The sequence below is a fragment of the Methylophaga sp. UBA3603 genome, assembly GCF_002375335.1.
Taxonomy (GTDB): Bacteria; Pseudomonadota; Gammaproteobacteria; order Nitrosococcales; family Methylophagaceae; genus Methylophaga.
This window is the reverse complement of record NZ_DFMC01000001.1, coordinates 1-16,706: the sequence shown is the minus strand read 5'-3', so window position 1 is coordinate 16,706 and position 16,706 is coordinate 1. Positions and strand designations below refer to the sequence as shown.

At 44.4% G+C, this 16,706-nt stretch carries 16 protein-coding genes; 10 read left to right on the top strand and 6 right to left on the bottom strand.

Annotated features, from left to right (window positions below):
- Positions 1–21 precede the first annotated feature (21 nt).
- The 5 genes from B4F66_RS00080 to B4F66_RS00060 are packed head-to-tail and all read left to right on the top strand — an operon-like array spanning position 22 to position 5,207.
- Positions 22–891, top strand: a complete 870-nt coding sequence (locus B4F66_RS00080) for an ATP-dependent zinc protease family protein (protein ID WP_292355788.1) — start codon at positions 22–24, stop codon at positions 889–891.
- Between the two features lie 9 nt (positions 892–900).
- On the top strand, positions 901–2,412 hold the full coding sequence (locus B4F66_RS00075) for an inactive transglutaminase family protein (protein WP_292355790.1): 1,512 nt from the start codon (positions 901–903) through the stop codon (positions 2,410–2,412).
- Positions 2,409–3,410 carry an alpha-L-glutamate ligase-like protein gene (locus B4F66_RS00070; RefSeq protein ID WP_292355792.1) on the top strand — a complete coding sequence of 334 codons (1,002 nt, stop codon included), beginning with the start codon at positions 2,409–2,411 and terminating at the stop codon, positions 3,408–3,410. The genes B4F66_RS00075 and B4F66_RS00070 overlap by 4 nt, the downstream gene beginning before the upstream one ends.
- Positions 3,379–4,149 (top strand): SIMPL domain-containing protein, encoded by a 771-nt coding sequence (locus B4F66_RS00065; RefSeq protein ID WP_292355794.1) that lies wholly within the window; start codon positions 3,379–3,381, stop codon positions 4,147–4,149. Before B4F66_RS00070 ends, B4F66_RS00065 begins: the two co-directional genes overlap by 32 nt.
- A gap of 2 nt (positions 4,150–4,151) precedes the next feature.
- Entirely contained in the window at positions 4,152–5,207 is a 1,056-nt protein-coding gene (locus B4F66_RS00060; protein ID WP_292355795.1) for a PA0069 family radical SAM protein, read from the top strand.
- On the opposite strand, the gene B4F66_RS00055 is transcribed toward B4F66_RS00060, so the two are convergent.
- The gene (locus B4F66_RS00055; protein ID WP_292355797.1) at positions 5,193–7,433 is read right to left on the bottom strand and encodes a diguanylate cyclase; all 2,241 of its coding nucleotides are present in this window, start codon (positions 7,431–7,433) and stop codon (positions 5,193–5,195) included. The genes B4F66_RS00060 and B4F66_RS00055 overlap by 15 nt on opposite strands.
- A 549-nt stretch (positions 7,434–7,982) precedes the next feature.
- On the opposite strand from B4F66_RS00055, the gene B4F66_RS00050 reads away from it, so the two are divergent.
- Positions 7,983–9,617, top strand: a complete 1,635-nt coding sequence (locus B4F66_RS00050; protein WP_292355798.1) for a methyl-accepting chemotaxis protein — start codon at positions 7,983–7,985, stop codon at positions 9,615–9,617.
- 217 nt (positions 9,618–9,834) lie between these two features.
- Positions 9,835–11,442 (top strand): methyl-accepting chemotaxis protein, encoded by a 1,608-nt coding sequence (locus B4F66_RS00045; protein WP_292355800.1) that lies wholly within the window; start codon positions 9,835–9,837, stop codon positions 11,440–11,442.
- 38 nt (positions 11,443–11,480) lie between these two features.
- Here the strand turns inward: B4F66_RS00045 and B4F66_RS00040 are convergent, their stop codons facing one another.
- Positions 11,481–12,497, bottom strand: a complete 1,017-nt coding sequence (locus tag B4F66_RS00040) for a Gfo/Idh/MocA family protein (protein WP_292355802.1) — start codon at positions 12,495–12,497, stop codon at positions 11,481–11,483.
- Positions 12,498–12,646: 149 nt separating this feature from the next.
- On the opposite strand from B4F66_RS00040, the gene B4F66_RS00035 reads away from it, so the two are divergent.
- Entirely contained in the window at positions 12,647–13,159 is a 513-nt protein-coding gene (locus tag B4F66_RS00035) for a peroxiredoxin (protein WP_292355804.1), read from the top strand.
- Positions 13,160–13,215: 56 nt separating this feature from the next.
- Here the strand turns inward: B4F66_RS00035 and rpiA are convergent, their stop codons facing one another.
- Positions 13,216–13,917, bottom strand: coding sequence for a ribose-5-phosphate isomerase RpiA (gene rpiA / locus B4F66_RS00030; protein ID WP_292355806.1), 702 nt, complete (start codon positions 13,915–13,917; stop codon positions 13,216–13,218).
- An 85-nt stretch (positions 13,918–14,002) separates the two neighbouring features.
- Here rpiA and B4F66_RS00025 point away from each other — a divergent pair, with 85 nt between their 5' ends.
- Positions 14,003–14,890, top strand: coding sequence for a fructosamine kinase family protein (locus tag B4F66_RS00025; RefSeq protein ID WP_292355808.1), 888 nt, complete (start codon positions 14,003–14,005; stop codon positions 14,888–14,890).
- Positions 14,891–14,901: 11 nt separating this feature from the next.
- On the opposite strand, the gene B4F66_RS00020 is transcribed toward B4F66_RS00025, so the two are convergent.
- Genes B4F66_RS00020 through B4F66_RS00010 form a run of 3 tightly spaced genes read right to left on the bottom strand, consistent with a single transcriptional unit; the run spans position 14,902 to position 15,516 of the window.
- Positions 14,902–15,180: a hypothetical protein gene (locus tag B4F66_RS00020; RefSeq protein ID WP_292355810.1), complete on the bottom strand. Its 279-nt coding sequence runs from the start codon at positions 15,178–15,180 to the stop codon at positions 14,902–14,904.
- Entirely contained in the window at positions 15,173–15,334 is a 162-nt protein-coding gene (locus B4F66_RS00015) for a hypothetical protein (RefSeq protein ID WP_292355813.1), read from the bottom strand. Before B4F66_RS00015 ends, B4F66_RS00020 begins: the two co-directional genes overlap by 8 nt.
- A 50-nt stretch (positions 15,335–15,384) precedes the next feature.
- Entirely contained in the window at positions 15,385–15,516 is a 132-nt protein-coding gene (locus tag B4F66_RS00010; RefSeq protein ID WP_292355815.1) for a hypothetical protein, read from the bottom strand.
- Positions 15,517–15,927: 411 nt separating this feature from the next.
- Between B4F66_RS00010 and B4F66_RS00005 the strand changes: the two genes are divergently transcribed.
- Positions 15,928–16,539, top strand: coding sequence for a hypothetical protein (locus B4F66_RS00005; RefSeq protein ID WP_292355817.1), 612 nt, complete (start codon positions 15,928–15,930; stop codon positions 16,537–16,539).
- Positions 16,540–16,706: the final 167 nt, after the last annotated feature.

The following is a 16,706-nucleotide window of genomic DNA, read 5'->3' as shown; positions in this document are numbered from 1 at the left end:
GTTTTAAGATTTAGGAAAGACATGCTCAAACTAAAACTTCCATTCATCATCCTGGTATCAAGTCTGTTGACCACTGCTTGTATTCAAAACCAGTCACGCCCGACTGTTTCCAATGAACAATTAAAATCCGCACTTAGCGACACTGAATCACGAATGGAAACTCAGGTTCGCCAACAGTGCCAGAAAATCATTGATAACCAGAACAAACACCAGTCTGGGCTACAGTCATTTTCCAAAGAACAACAAATTACCCGTAAACAGCTTGATCAGCTTAATGATCAAGTTGCAGAACTGAATGAAACACTGGCTAAACGTGCCGTTGTTCAGTCAGTACAAGCTATTCAGCCAATGGAAACCAGCAGTTGTCCACCAGCGGCACCCATGACGTTAAATGACAAACTGGTATTGGGCCAAACAGAATGGTTGTGGATTGAAGCCGTAAATCGGGTGTTTCCTGCGCGAGTCGATACAGGCGCCACAACATCATCTTTGACAGCTCAGGATATTATTACTCTGGAGCGTGATGGACAAAAATGGGCGCGTTTCACCATTGTTCCGGAAGAAGGCAGCGACAATAGTTACGAAGTGGAAGCCCCCATTGCCCGCATAGCGAATATTCGCCAGTCCTCGACCAACGAACTTGATAAACGCCCAGTGGTAAGACTGACCATTCGTATTGGTAACATGACGGACACCGCAGAGTTCACCCTGACCGATCGCTCGCATATGAGTTATCCGATTCTGTTGGGTCGTGAATTTTTAAAAGATATCGCGGTGGTGGATGTGGCTAAGAAAAATGTTCAGCCAAAACCCGAAATCCTCAAAGATCGTGCATCGGCGATACCGAAAAAAGCCAAGCAGGCTAACCCTAAAGCATCAGACGAAGAATAAGGATTCATCATGGCATCACGTACGCCTTTTTATATTCTGGTAAGTCTGCTGTTTCTTGCCGGTACTGCGTTAACTCTGCACCGGCATATTGCTTTTGATATTCCGTGGTTTCCCGGTGAGCAAAGACAGACCTGGTCAATTGAAGCCAAGGTAGATTTTGAAGCTGATGGAAATCCGGTAACGGCGCGTTTAGCCATTCCAAATACCCAACCCGGTTTTACACAGCTGAACCAACAGACGGCCAGCCCGGGTTATGGGCTTTCTTTTGTTGAACGTGAAAGTGGTACCTATGCTGAATGGTCAATTCGTGAGGCAACTGGTAACCAGTCTCTGTATTACAAAGTAGATATGCTGGTTGATCCTTTTGCCATTCCAGACGAACAGGTTGTCATTCCAAGCGCTAAACCGAATGTCGAAAAAGAGCCCTATGCTACTGCAGCACAAATGATTCTCGATCGTGCAATAGAACGTTCATCATCCAATTACACGCTGGCTCGGGAGTTAATACATGAGTTTAATAATCAACAACAAACCGCTGAACTGCTGGCACAGGTCAAACCCAGAACAGCCTGGATTTCACAATTGCTACAGGAGGCAGGTGTACCAGCGAGGCGTATCCATGCATTAGAACTTGAGGATGGCCGTCGCCGACAGTCGCTAATTGAATATATTCAGGTGTTTGAGGGGGAAGAATATGACATCTTCAATCCTGAAACAGGTGAGCAGGGTCAAGCGGAAAATATGTTGTTGTGGCAATATCACTCCGGACCGGTACTGGAAGTCATTGGGGCGACAAATGCTCAGGTTTCCTTTTCAATGATCTCTCAGGAACAACCTTTTAATATCGCGTTAAATCAAAAGTTTGCCGATAATGAATGGCTGAATTTCTCGTTATATACACTTCCGCTGGAAGAGCAGGCCATTTTCAAAGGCATTTTGTTGATCCCGGTTGGTGTTTTAATCGTTGTATTAATGCGCATTCTGGTCGGTATCAAAACCTCCGGTACCTTTATGCCGGTATTGATCGCCATGGCGTTTATTCAAACCAGTCTGCTGACCGGTCTGATTGGCTTTTTATTGATTGTCGGTGTGGGACTGATGATTCGCTCCTATTTGTCCTACCTGAATCTATTACTGGTAGCCCGAATATCCGCGGTAATCATCATGGTTATTGGCATGATCGCCATTTTCTCCATCATCGCCTATAAATTTGGCCTGACTGAAGGTATGAAAATCACCTTCTTCCCGATGATCATTCTGGCTTGGACCATTGAGCGTATGTCGATTCTTTGGGAAGAAGAAGGTGCCAAACAAGTCATGATTCAGGGTGGCGGTTCTCTGTTGGTGGCCATTTTGGCTTATATGGCAATGAATCTGGACTGGGTGCGTCACTTGACCTTCAACTTCATGGGAATTCAATTCATCCTGATGGGATTGACCCTGGTGGCAGGAAGTTACACCGGCTATCGTTTACTGGAGTTAAAACGCTTTAAACCGTTAACCAAACTGGACAAATCATGAGCGAGCCAGCAGTAAAAATGAACTGGTTCCAAACCATGCGTGAACGTTACGCGCATCCCGGTGCACTGAGTAAAATCGGTGTATTGGGGATGAACCGTCGTAATGTTTCCTATATTAGCCGTTACAATCCCCGGCATCTTTTTCCATTAGTAGACGATAAGCTTCAGACCAAGGAACTGGCCCTAGAGGCCGGGGTAAAAGTCCCTGATTTAATTGGCGTTATCAGTGAACAGCATGCGGTTAAAGAATTAAGTCAGATTCTGCAGCGCTGTAGTAGCGGATTCTGCATCAAACCAGCCCACGGATCAGGCGGTAAGGGCATCATGGTAATTACTCGTCAGAGTGAAGAAGGTTACCGGAAGTCTAACGGTCAATTTGCCACTATTAGTGATCTGGAACGCCATGTCAGCAATATTCTGGCGGGTCTATTCTCACTGGGCGGCCGAGCCGATGTAGCCATTATTGAAGATTTGATTCACTTTGATGATTGCTTCAGCGGCTTCAGCTATGAAGGCGTACCGGATACCCGTGTTATTGTTTTCCGGGGCTTTCCAGTCATGGCGATGATGCGCTTATCCACCGCAGATTCCAATGGTAAAGCCAATCTGCATCAAGGTGCGGTCGGTGTTGGACTGGATATAGGTGATGGTCATGCTCTGCGGGCCGTACAATTTGACAAGCCGATTCTATTACATCCGGATACCGGATTGAATATGATGACTTTGAAGGTCCCGCATTGGGAAGAAGTATTAACACTGGCAGTATCTTGCTATGAAATGTCAGGGCTGGGATACTTAGGCACAGATATTGTTTTGGATCGTTTTAAAGGGCCAATGCTACTTGAATTAAATGCCCGGCCTGGACTGACCATCCAGATTGCCAATGGCAAAGGCTTGCTGCCACGACTACGCCAGATAGAAAGTCTTAGTCATAAGAGAAGAATGAGTGTCGCTGACCGCGTCGCCTATGCAAGAGAACACTTTACCGATCATCGCTGATTCTATGGGAGTTCAGGATATGGCCAATCAAACCAAATCGACCGCATTGATTTTAGGTGGCGCATTATTTCTGGGCTTGACACTGCTGGGATTTCAACTTGGCAAGGCGTTGATCGATTTTAAACAGTTCGAACGCAGCGTCACGGTAAAAGGCTTATCTGAACGTGACTACCCTGCTGATGTGGTGATTTGGCCTATTCAGTTTATTGAAGCCAACAATGATTTGCCGGAGCTTTATCGGACTGTCGAAGATAACAGCAGTAAAGTTCGTGATTTTCTGCTCCAACGTGGCATTGATGAAGCTGAAATCACTTTTAACGCTCCTTCGATTACCGATAAATCAGCCCAGCAATACGGTGGTGGCCCAAGGGCAGAATTTCGTTACACCGCAAACCAGACAATAACCGTTTATTCAGAAAATATTGAAGCGGTTCGTATGGCAATGACAGATTTGGCCGATCTGGGCAAAAAAGGGCTGGTATTAGCGGGTAATAACTATATGGCACAGACCGAATATCTGTTTACACGACTGAACGAAGTCAAGCCGGAAATGATTGAAGAAGCTACCGAAAATGCCCGTGAAGTTGCCGAAAAATTTGCCGAGGATTCTGACAGCAATCTAGGCAAAATCCGCAAAGCCTCGCAAGGTCAATTCAGTATCAGCGCCCGCGATAATAATAATCCGCATATCAAAAAGGTTCGGGTGGTTTCTACAGTGGAATACTATCTGTCTGATTAACTTTGAGTCATAAAGATCCCATCAAAGGACGCGGTACATCTGCTCATATTGATGGACGTTATAACGCCCATCAGCGTGAAACGGTTGAAGATGGTTGGTTTCAGGAACCAGATAATCCACCCAAAACAACGGTGGAGATTGAACAACCCAAAACCATCATCACCCGTAATCAATCCCCGGATCTGCCTTTTAGCCAATCAATTAATCCCTACCGGGGCTGTGAACATGGCTGTATTTATTGTTATGCAAGGCCATCACATGCCTATTTAGGGTTATCGCCTGGCCTTGATTTCGAAACCAGACTTACGGCCAAACCCAATGCTGCCATTTTGCTCAAAAAAGAGTTAGCTGCAAAAAGCTACTCATGTTCGCCAATATCATTGGGAGCCAACACCGATCCCTATCAGCCCATTGAACGCGAATATCAAATCACCCGACAGATCCTGCAAGTGTTGAATGAAACCTGCCATCCCTGTCATATCGTCACCAAGTCATCTATGGTTGAACGGGATATCGATATTCTGCAGCAAATGGCCCGACAAAATCTGGTTCGGGTACATCTTTCAGTAACCACATTGGATCCAGCGCTATCGCGTGTATTGGAGCCCAGAGCCAGCGCGCCGAAACGACGACTACAAACCATTGAAACCTTACGTGCTGCAGGCATCGAGGTGACGGTATTGATTGCCCCGGTTATACCCGTATTAACCGATGCCGAACTGGAAAATATTGTGAAAGCTGTTACCGATGCAGGCGCATTGGATGTTAATTACATTCTGCTCAGATTACCCCTTGAGGTAAGCCCATTATTTGAAAACTGGCTGCAAACTCACCGACCAGATCAGGCCCAGCACATTCTGAACCGAATCCATGACTTACGTGGAGGTAAAAACAACGATCCGCGCTTTGGTCACCGCCTGCGCGGTGAAGGGATATTTGCTGATCTGTTAGCCCAACGCTTTCGAAATATCACTAAAAAACTTCAGATCGACTCTAAATTAGCGCCTTTAAGGCAGGATTTATTCCAGGCTCCCGGTCAACAGCTATCCCTTTTTTAATGCATCATTCTTTTCGGCAGTGTGCACCTGATTACGGCCAGCATGTTTTGCTGAGTAAAGAGCGGCATCAGCAGCAGCAATCAATATATGCTCGTCTTTCAACGGTTCTGGCCAAGTGGCTACACCAATTGATGCTGTCACCCCATCCAAAGCTTTACCCTGATGAAACAATACAAGCTCACTGATTTTTAGTCTTAATTGTTCTGCAACCTTGAAAGCCGCATTGCCATCACACTCAGGAAGAATGACCAAAAACTCTTCCCCACCTAAACGACATGGAAAATCAGTTTTACGGAAACTTTCTTTCAACAGGGAGCCCACGGCTCGAAGAACCACGTCACCAGCATCATGACCGAAACTGTCATTAAAACGTTTGAAATGATCAACATCGATCATCAGTACTGACAAAGATTTATCATTACGACGACAGCGCGCGACTTCATGCTCAAATATTTCTTCAACAAAACGACGATTATACAATCCGGTCAACACGTCTTTTATAGACAGGTTACGTAACGTCTGTCTTAGTTTGATATTGGATAAGGCAAGGGCCAATCGTGCAGCAGCCGATTGAGCAAGCTCAACAAAAACCTGCTTTCCGTCGTTATTGGGTAGTTGAAGATGTAATACTCCAAGTGTTTTGCCATCAGCCAGCATAGGAATGCAAATATAAGCACCTTGCTCTGTCTCAGCAATATGATTACAACGGGTATGAAGTCCTTCGGGTTCAAATTGCCAGCTACGGCCCAATCTTAAAGACCAGCAATCGTCAGGGGCAAAGCCATCATGTTTTTCGATCGCTTTTTTCCCCCAGCTGACACCATGCATTAAAGCATTACCGCTATCCCGATAGGTATAAATCGTCCCCTCTAAATCCTCAAACAATTGGGTAAGAGACCGCCCAATAATTGGCCAACTTTCATCCAATGTATGACAGGACTGCAGCATGTCAGTCAGCTCATTCATAACAGTAATTTCAAGTCGTTGTTTTTCCAGCAGCTTAGCTCTATCAATAGCTTCACGACTGGCCGACTCCAGTGCCAGAGTCCGTTCCTGCACTTTAAGTTCAAGACTTTCTTTGGCTTGTGTCAAAGCTTGCTGATTGGCAGCCTGTTTGTTTTCGTAACTTTCCAGATAACTAACCATTAAGTCAAAGTTGTGGGCTAGTGTTTTTAATTCACTGGCCCCGACCATTTGTCCAATACGAATACCACGCTGACCGCTTGACACTTGTTCAACCAGGCTTGCCAGCTTGCTCACCGGCCGACGCACTGCGAGCTCAGCGATAAACCATGCAGCGAGAATAACTAAAAGGCTAACCACCGCCAGTACACTTAATGTTCGCCAAAAAATAGCATCGACTTCCGCAAATAACTCCTCCGTTGGCAGACCTACGCTCAATAAAATATTGGATTCACCAAGACCAATTTGGTCAAATGCATACCAGCGCGGTGTATTATCCAGCCCGCGTACTTCCATTGTCTGTCGATTAGTCGTGTTACCAATGAGCGTTTGAAACAATTCACTTTCACGAGCTTGCAGCCCAGTCATAGAGAACGGGTCCGGTGCTCTGACCAGTACTGTTCCATCTGGTTGCCATAAAGTCGCCGTGACATTATTTAGACTTTTGCTGTTGAGAGAATGCGACCGAAGATTATGATTGAGAAAAAGGGAAAGATTGATGCTAACGCCAACGACACCCATAATTTCACCCGTTGATGAATATAAAGGCAGCGCTATTGGCATGACCATTTGCTTGGAGATTTTTCCTTCTACGGGTTGACCAACAATAATTGCTCCACCAGACAAGGAATTCTGAATGTAATCCCTATCCAGCAGATTTATCGTTGTCTCATTATTTGTTGCAGTACAAATGACTTCCCCATTGAGATCCACCGAATAAATATTGCTGTAACTGGCAAATTGTTTACTCAGATTGGCCAACTGCTGATTACATTGTGGAGAAGCTTTAAGCCATTTCTCAGGTGTTAATGACAATGAGGTTAATAACTGAGAAGAGGCATAAATAGCATCTTCGAAATCGTTGTGAATCAATTCAACAATCGTGGACAATTTATTAATTGCCTGTTCACCTGTGAGTCGTCGATTTTCCAAAGCTGAATAGATTAATACCAATGCAACTGGAACCAAACTTAACAAAACCAACAAAACTAAACGACTACGGATACTGGCTAACTGAGGGAAAAATTTTGAGAATAGGGACATGTAAACCTTACAATTTCGAATTCATCTATGGCTTTATTGCGCCTTAAGAAGTTTGTTAATTGTTTCTGTTTAAATAGCGTAACGGTGCTGATTTTAGGTAAGGATGGGTGGATTACTTACTTCAACTAAATCAATTTGTTTTGACTATCATAACGTTTTAACTCTACGGTACCAAACCATAAGTCTTTGTGAAATAAATGTTTTGTTTTATTCGATGTATTACTGGCGTGCTGTAAATGCCGACAGCATTCAAAAAAATCCATGCTAACGACATTCTATGAACTTCTTAAATAAAACTAAAATGCGTAGGATCCATTCCAACTCCGAAAAAAGTGCGAAGTTGTTTCGATAGTGTCTTTCTAAGCAGTTATTGCGTTCTCCTTTAATCCACAATTGCCAAGACCAAAGAGAAATTTCCTGAAGCAATAATTTAAAACGGCATCGATAATACCGCTTTGACATAAATCTCACATGTGTTGAAAGATAATCGCCAGCTTCATCAGCTAACTACGCAATGTCGTGCACGTTTACGCATATCAGGAATATTCAGTGACTATTAAAAACAGGCTTCAACTCGGCTTTGGCATCGTTTTAAGTTTAATGGTGTTAATCGCCATTATCGGGATTAATGAAGTCAGTAAAATTGACCGTACTATGAGTAAAATCAATGAGGTTGATACCGTAAAACAACGGGCTGCTATTAATTTTCGAGGCAGTGTTCACGACCGGGCCATTTCGATTCGGGATGTGGTGTTAAGTGACAGCAGTGCCGAGCGCCAGCAGCATCTTCAGGATATCGAACGTTTAGAACAGTTCTATGCAGAATCAGCGATAAGCCTGGAAGCAATGGCCAATAATCCTCAGCAATTTACCGCTCAGGAAAAAACGCTGCTGGATAATATTAAAACCATTGAACAACAAACGCTTTCCCACACCGCAGAAACCATACAGCTGATTAATCAGGGTCGGGATAATGAAGCACAGGATTATCTGTTACTGAATACCTCCCCTGCTTACACACAATGGTTGAAAGCAGTAAATCAATTTATTGATTTTCAGGAAGCCACCATCAGCGATCAGGTTGACTATATACGTCAGCAAACCGGGGGATTTATGGCATTAATGATTACGGTGACGCTGATCGCCTTCGTCATTGCCATCTTTGTCAGCTATCGATTGATTGGCCGATTGTATTCAACCATTGGTGGTGAGCCTGATTCAGCAGCTCAATTAATCAGAGTATTTGCTTCAGGTGACTTAACTCAACAAGCTCAAACAAAGTTTCCTAAAAGTATTGTCGGTGCACTAAGCACTATGTCGAGCGAACTCTCGCATATTATGAAAGCCATTAGCTCATCCGCAGGACAAGTATCAGATGCGGCAAAAGTAATGAATCAAACTTCGGCAGATAATCAGAGTTTAGTCATTGACCAGAAACAGCAAACGCTAGATGGGGCCAATGCCATCAGTGAAATTTCCACTTCAGTACAAGAGATTGCACGTCTGACCAGTGAGGCTGCGATGCAAGCTCAAACAGCGGATAAAGAGACAATTAATGGTAATCAGGAAGTAGCCAAAACACTTACCAGCATTGCAGAGTTGGCGGCAAAAGTAGAAGAAGCTGCCAGAGTTATTGATGAACTTTCCGAAGACAGCAAACAAATTGGCACCGTTGTTGAAGTTATTGCAGACATTACCGAACAAACCAACCTATTGGCATTGAATGCTGCTATTGAAGCGGCCCGTGCTGGTGAACATGGCAGAGGCTTTGCCGTGGTTGCTGATGAAGTTCGTGGTCTCGCCAGCCGTACCAAAGAGTCGACGCTCAATATTCAGAAATTAATTGAAAAGACTCAAAGTAGAACGGTAATCGCAGTGAAAGTCATGGAAGAAGGCAAAAACAAAGCCCATCAATGTGTCACCCAGGCAGAACATGCCGGTGAATCTTTGGAGGTCATCAGCCGTTCAGTTACCGCCATCAATGATATGAATGCTCAGATAGCCAGTGTCGCCGAACAACAGTCAGCCGTCGCTGAAGAAATTAACAATAACTTTCGCAGGATTACCGATGTATCTGATAAGGCGGAAGCGGGATCACAGTCTATTTCTTCACTCAGTACTGAACTGAATCAACTGGCTGATGCACTGCAACAATCCATCAGTAAATTTAAAACTGCAAGTTAAATCATTCACTTCAAGACCATAGAAAATGCCACTTTTCATTAAGTGGCATTTTTGTTTAACAACGCCGTTTAATCGCTTTACACCTCACTTCTGGACATATAGCTCACCCCAAATAGTTACTTAATAGAATATAAAACTCATTAAAAAGTTACTGCGGACGATAACTATCAAGGGCCATAGTTATTCTATAAAAATCAGTACACTAGGATGAGAGAATATGAAGCTATACCAGAAACTCATTGTCTCCAATGTGGTGAGCAGCCTGTTGCTAACCTTAATTATTGTCAGCGCCACTACCTATATCCTGAGTCAGGGTTTATACATGCAAGCTCAGGAAAACCAGGAGAGCAATATGCGGGTAGCCTGGTCAGTGTTAGAGCAACAAGGCCAGCAATTCAGTCTGGAAAACAACCAATTACTGATAGATGGCCAACCCATTGATCAGGATTATGCTGTCGTCGATAAAATCAAACAGTTAGTGGGCGGTACGGCCACTATCTTTCAATATGACACGCGCATATCGACCAATGTGATTAAAGACGATGGCACGCGGGCCATTGGTACAAAGCTCGCACCAGGAGAAGTTTACGACACAGTTTTAAAACAGGCGCAGCCATTTCATGGTGAAGCAGATATTCTGGGAGTACGATACTTTACTGCCTATGAGCCTATTCTGAATAATGAGGGTGAAGTCATCGGCATTTTGTATGTCGGTGTCGAAAAAGCACGGTTTTTCGACATTATTGGCGAGCTGGTGACTAAAAGCATGATATTTGCCATTATTCTGGTAATTATTTCTGCCATTGCCATTCGTCTGTTAACCCGCCGTTTACTGCTGCCGCTTAACGGACTGGAAACGTCGATGAGCAATCTGGCTATGGGTGAGGCCGATTTAACCAAACGGTTACCAATAGTGAATGCCGATGATGAAATAGGCGTGGTGGCCAGTGCCTTTAATAAGTTTATGAATAACTTACAGAATATTATTCGTGATTTACTGGAACATACCCAAAAAACTTCAGAATCTGCCAATCAGCTAACGGATATATCCGATCGCGTCGCCACCGGTTCAGTCAAACAGAAACAAGTGGTAGATGATATCGTTCAGAAAATTAGCCATATCAATTCCACTATCCAGTCAGTTGCCAATAATGCTTCTGAAGCTCAGGAAATTTCCAAAACCGCACAACATTCTGCAGAAAACGGTCGGGCGGTTGTGGCTGAAGCTGCTAACAGTATTAATCAAATTGCTGAAGCCGTTCGACATATGGCGTCTACGGTTACCAATCTCGGCGAACGTTCTGACGAAATAAGTGGCATTCTTCAAGTGATTCAGGATATTGCAGCTCAAACCAATTTATTGGCATTAAATGCCGCGATTGAAGCCGCACGGGCGGGTGAACAGGGACGAGGTTTTGCCGTTGTAGCTGACGAAGTACGCAAATTAGCCGAGCGTACCTCCCAGGCCACATTAGAGATTGGAGAAGTTATCGCCGCAGTCCAATCGGAAACGCAGAATGCTGTTAAACATGCAGATCAAGGTGAAGTACTGGTAAAACACGGCGTGGAACTGGTCGAAAAAGCAGGTCAATCCCTGCTGCAAATTAACGCCGGCGCTCAGCAGACAAATAATGTCATTGAAAATATTGCCTCGGCAGCAGCCCAGGGAAGTGAGGACAGTCAGCAAATTAACAGCCAGATAGACAAAATCTCACAAATGGCAAAAGACCGAGCCGAAATCAGTGAGCAAATATCACAAACTGCTGAGCAACTTGCCTTGCTCTCCGGACGGCTCAAAACTACTGTCGATAAATTCCAGGTTTGATTAAATAGAAAGGCTGCATCAATGTGCAGCCTTTTTTGTTAATCCAGTTTTATCATTTTGCCCTCTTTAACCGACTGCAATGTAGCCACAATCGCTTTGCAGTTAGCCCGGGCATCCTCCAGGCTGAGTAATGGAGCACTATTATTCAACACGCAATTGGAAAAATGTTCGATTTCGTTAACAAACTGATCGGCAGCGGGCACTTCAACCGTTTCATGTTGGCCCGCCTCGGTCCACCACGAAATCTTGGCGGGTTCGTCAGCCGGTTGCCAGGTGGCATGACAGGTGACTCCGCCTAAAGTGCCAATAATTTCGTAGACACTGCGGCGGGCATGTTGAAAACTCATCTCAAACTGGGCGAATTTTCCTTCACCATAATCAAAAATACCGGTCAGACTTAAGTCAGCACCGTGCTCATTTAGATTAGCCACCGCAGTAACGGCTTTGGGCTCCTCTTCAAACCATAATCTGGCAGTATGAATGGCATAGGGGCCAATATCCCACATTGCTCCACCACCATTGGCAATGGGTCGATTAACCCGGTATAAACGTGCCGGTTTCATTGGAAAGGCAAAACGGCTACTGACGGTTCTGACTTCGCCAATAACACCAGATTCGATAATCTCCCGAACTGCATCATGCTGAGGATGAAAACGATACATAAACCCTTCCATCACCGTCACGCCCTTTTCTTTAGCAGCCTGGGTAATGGCATCAATATCTTTAACCGTGAGAGCCATCGGTTTTTCAATCAACACATGCTTGCCATGAGCAATCGCTTTTAATGCCCATTCAGCATGTTCTTCATTGGCCATTGGTAAATGGATCACATCAATATCAGGATGCGTTAATAAAGCTTCAGGGTCATCCCAGGCCTGAATACCGTTATCTGCCGGGGCCAGTTTTTCAATTACTTCCGCTGCAGCCCCTTTACGACGGCTAGCCACAGCGATTAACCGCGCATTGCTGGCTTGCGTAATGGCTGGTATGAGTTTTTCAGTGACACGCGCTGCACCGAGAATGCCCCAGTTCAGAATGTTTTTATCTGCCGTCATTTTTTTCTCCATCAATCATTTGTGCTATCCATCATAACGATTTAAGTTGATTGCACCAAACTTGAAAGTCCCTGCAATAATCAGTGTTTATATCTCCTGACAGATGGCTTATGCTAACCAGTCAGCTTATTTATCCATAAGGAGAGATTATGACAATCGAAGTTGGACAACAAATACCCGATGGCAAACTCACAGAGTGTGTGGAGTTTGATCCTCAGAATGGCTGCCCGATGAATCCATCTCCGATGGATGTACGTGAAATGGCAAAAGGCAAAACCATTGTTTTATTCACGGTTCCCGGCGCTTTTACCCCTTTATGCTCATCTCAACATCTGCCCGGTTTTATTGAACATGCTGAAGAATTAAAAGCCGCTGGCGCTGATGAAATCTGGTGTTTAGCGGTGAACGATGCATTTGTGATGGCGGCATGGGGTCGTGAACAAAAGGCCAATGGCAAAGTTCGCATGATGGCAGACGGTAGTGCGGAATATATTAAAGCATTAGGTCTGGATCGTGATTTAACCGGTGGTGGAATGGGTGTACGTTCATTCCGTGCAGCGATGATCATTACCGATGGCGAAGTGAAATACATTGGTGTTGAAGGTTCGGGTGAGTTTGGTAAATCCAAAGCCGAAACCATTCTTGAAGAATTAAAAAAATAAACCAATTACGTTATCTGTTTGCTGAAAGGGCAGTGTTGATCACTGCCCTTTTTTATTCAGGCCTGCAATAACTTGACGCCGTCAGATGAGCCAACAAACACGGCTTTGGCAACATCAGCAAAAATCCCATGCTCAACTACTCCCGGCATCACTGTCAGTAAAGCATTGATCTGTGCGGTTTCAAACGTCGTAAACTGCATATCCAGAATCAAATTCCCTGCCGCACTGTAAGCAACATTGTCACCCGCGGCATTTAATCTCAAACTGCCTTTGGCCTGTAATTTGGACAAGCGATTCAATACCAGCTGTGCTGCCTGCGGGATTACCTCAATTGGAATGGCATTTTTCTCACCTATTTTGTTCACCATTTTGCTTTCATCGACCATCACATAAAAGGCTGTGGCATGACTGGCAAGCAACTTTTCACAAACCAGATCCTGCCCTCTGCCCTTCAGTAAAGTCATATCGCTGGTGACTTCATCTGCTCCATCGACATACATATCCAGATGCGACAGATGCTCTATGGCCATAACTCTAAGCCCGGCCTGTTCGGCCTTAACCCGACTGATCACAGAGCTGGCGACCACTTGAATATCCAGTTGATTTTCTCGTTGACGGCGAGCCAATTCATCAATAAAAAGATTCGCTGTTGATCCTGTCCCCAGCCCCACAATCATGCCATTGTCGACAATTTCAGCGGCTTTGATTGCCACTTGCTGTTTGGGGCTTTGTGGCGTGGCCTCGGTATCAGTAGACATTGACAAACTCCTTGAATGTTTTGGCAAAATTACCGTTTCAGCTTAGCATGGTTAAACCGCCTGCTCATCTTTGATGGAGAAATTCATGGCTCAACTCAATGAAATTATTCAGCAAATTGAAAGCGTCACCGGACTAAGCTGCCATCCGCATCAACTGTCTTCCATCGGAGGAGGTTGCATTAATACAGCGTATCAATTGAAAACGCCCGACAAGCAATTCTTTATCAAGGTAAATAGCCCAAACCTGGCGGATATGTTTGTCGCAGAAGCGCAGGGCCTGCAGGAGATGGCCGCATTGAATGCTGTGCGAGTCCCGGAAGTAATCTGTTTCGGCACCGCTGATGGACATAGTTATCTGGTGCTGGAATATATTGCTTTAGGCGGCATGCGCGGTGGCGCGAATGCCAAACTCGGTGAACAACTGGCCCTGCTCCACCAACAGCCCCAACCCTATTTTGGTTGGCACATGGATAATACCATTGGCAGCACGCCACAATTAAATGATCGCTCAAATAATTGGGTGGAGTTCTGGCAACAGCAGCGTTTGGGTAAACAACTGGAATTTGCTGCAAGCAATGGTTTCAGAGGCAGTCTGCAAAAAAATGGCGAACGGCTTATTGATGAGTTGCCCGCCTTTTTTACCGATTATCAGCCACAAGCCTCCCTGTTGCACGGTGATCTGTGGGGGGGAAATGCTGCCGGTGATGAACAGGGTAATCCGGTGATATTTGATCCGGCCTGTTACTACGGTGATGCCGAAACCGATTTGGCGATGACCGAATTATTTGGGGGGTTTGGCGGCGATTTTCATGCGGCTTATCGCAATGTTCGTGCTGTCGACTCAGGCTATCGCACACGCAAAACGCTTTACAACCTTTATCATATTATTAATCATCTCAACCTGTTTGGTGGCGGCTACCTCGGTCAGGCCGACGCCATGATTTCACAATTACTGGCCGAGCTACGGAGTTAGTTACGAATGAGTCAAATCAAAGTGTTATTTGTCTGCATGGGCAATATATAGCGAATAACGGCATATAATAGTTTAGCGCTTATTGTGTACCAATTATGTGTACCAATCAGTTTTTCAACACATTGAATCGCCATCGACTCACGATACTCATTCATGTCCTCAGGATGCTCAGTTGTAGCCATCACCAAATCATCCAATGACCACCATGTCATCTTCTGCTCATCGATGACCATACGGATTGGTTGGCCATAAAGCTCTGCCGGATTGGCATAGGTGGTTAGCTCACTCATGGCCATCACCTATCATCAACATTGGTCGTGTGGTATCAATGACTAATGTCTTAAAGCGTGGATCGATAGGTTTGCCCTGGATATCAAAGCCAAAGTGATAAAACTCAACCTGATGGCCAACTGAACCTGCAGCAATTGCTGAGCGTCGTTCCATGGGTGTAATACCACCACAAGTGAAAAGAATACCATTGGTCAGTTGGATAATTAGTGGGCATCCATACTGTCACGCCAGCCCCAGACATGGCCGGTGGCGAACTTTGGTTTAACGTTTTCATTAGCGGGTAATTGTGAAATAGCCTGAACGAAGCGCAGGCGGGAATATTGTTGCATAGACATGCTGATGTCTCCTTTGGTTTTTTTAGAAACCATCACCAATACTGCTAAATAAGGGTGATGGATGTACGCGGGTTAGCAGACCGGGAACCAAAGAGAACCGGCAGCCCCGAAGGGCTCCCACGCACACCCACCATAAACTATGGGCACAAAAAAACGCGTACTCGACGCGCTGTGCGTCTTTGGTTTATTCCAGTCTGCTAAAACCGGCACCAGATTTAGCTGGTGAAATTAAAGATTAGGCGTTTTAATGGGCGATGTCAAACGATTGCAAGGATAAAAAGTATGCCGGGCCTGCTGAGGAAAATTTATTCAAAAAAGTTCCTTTTAATAGTACTGATTTCATTCGTCATATTAATTTTACCTGTAATAGTTTTTATATGGTTCTTTCATGGCTATTCCATAGGCAGTCCCATGGATTTTGCCGATTTTGCTAACTATTACAGTGGCATAGTAACTCCTTTACTTACTATAGGATCAGTTATTGCTTTAGTTATTACATTAAATTATCAACGAATCCAGTTTAGGGATCAGCAGAACGCGCACCGATTAGAACTGCTATTAGCAAGATTTGATAGTGCACATGAGGCGTTCGAGAGAATAACTAATGGACCATTTAATCACTCATCCGAGCCTGAAGCTATAAGCTTAAACTCTGTATTCTTTATTAAAGGAAATGTCTCTGATAAAAGCAGGTCATTAGATGAGGCAATGCGAATATTACACATACTTGATGTAGGAAATTATAAAGTCCTTACTCCATCTGATCTTGATGCAAAACATCCAGGATATGGAAGGTACTTTTTATTTATTTCACAAGTGAGAGTCAAAGGATTGTCTCTAATCAACTTATATAAGCATTTTTCTCAATTCACTACTTCGAATGATAAATTTGTAGTGAAATATCTTCAACCGATTGTGGCTGATTCCATATATCGATTATCAAGTTGGAAGATGATATCTAAAGAGGATGAAGCAAGATATATAAGTGATATTGAGTCAGTCGAGAAATCAAAACAAGTTTAGAAATAAGGCGGTAGATGCACGAATTGAGAGCTTACGTTACAAGGAGCAAGGAAACGATTCGCACATCCACCATTGTTGTGCTGCAGTGACGAATTACATCCGTCAGAGTTGATTCTAGCCATTCAATAAACCGCATACAATCGATGAATCGTCCCGAGTTTTTCGGA

Excerpts from the sequence above, each read along its gene's own strand:
- B4F66_RS00080 (WP_292355788.1), top strand. The coding sequence starts at position 22 with ATGCTCAAACTAAAACTTCCATTCATCATCCTGGTATCAAGTCTGTTG.
- B4F66_RS00075 (WP_292355790.1), top strand. The coding sequence starts at position 901 with ATGGCATCACGTACGCCTTTTTATATTCTGGTAAGTCTGCTGTTTCTT.
- B4F66_RS00070 (WP_292355792.1), top strand. The coding sequence starts at position 2,409 with ATGAGCGAGCCAGCAGTAAAAATGAACTGGTTCCAAACCATGCGTGAA.
- B4F66_RS00065 (WP_292355794.1), top strand. The coding sequence starts at position 3,379 with ATGCAAGAGAACACTTTACCGATCATCGCTGATTCTATGGGAGTTCAG.
- B4F66_RS00055 (WP_292355797.1), bottom strand. The coding sequence starts at position 7,433 with ATGTCCCTATTCTCAAAATTTTTCCCTCAGTTAGCCAGTATCCGTAGT.
- B4F66_RS00045 (WP_292355800.1), top strand. The coding sequence starts at position 9,835 with ATGAAGCTATACCAGAAACTCATTGTCTCCAATGTGGTGAGCAGCCTG.
- B4F66_RS00040 (WP_292355802.1), bottom strand. The coding sequence starts at position 12,497 with ATGACGGCAGATAAAAACATTCTGAACTGGGGCATTCTCGGTGCAGCG.
- B4F66_RS00035 (WP_292355804.1), top strand. The coding sequence starts at position 12,647 with ATGACAATCGAAGTTGGACAACAAATACCCGATGGCAAACTCACAGAG.
- rpiA (WP_292355806.1), bottom strand. The coding sequence starts at position 13,917 with ATGTCTACTGATACCGAGGCCACGCCACAAAGCCCCAAACAGCAAGTG.
- B4F66_RS00025 (WP_292355808.1), top strand. The coding sequence starts at position 14,003 with ATGGCTCAACTCAATGAAATTATTCAGCAAATTGAAAGCGTCACCGGA.
- B4F66_RS00020 (WP_292355810.1), bottom strand. The coding sequence starts at position 15,180 with ATGAGTGAGCTAACCACCTATGCCAATCCGGCAGAGCTTTATGGCCAA.
- B4F66_RS00015 (WP_292355813.1), bottom strand. The coding sequence starts at position 15,334 with ATGGAACGACGCTCAGCAATTGCTGCAGGTTCAGTTGGCCATCAGGTT.
- B4F66_RS00010 (WP_292355815.1), bottom strand. The coding sequence starts at position 15,516 with ATGTCTATGCAACAATATTCCCGCCTGCGCTTCGTTCAGGCTATTTCA.
- B4F66_RS00005 (WP_292355817.1), top strand. The coding sequence starts at position 15,928 with ATGGATTTTGCCGATTTTGCTAACTATTACAGTGGCATAGTAACTCCT.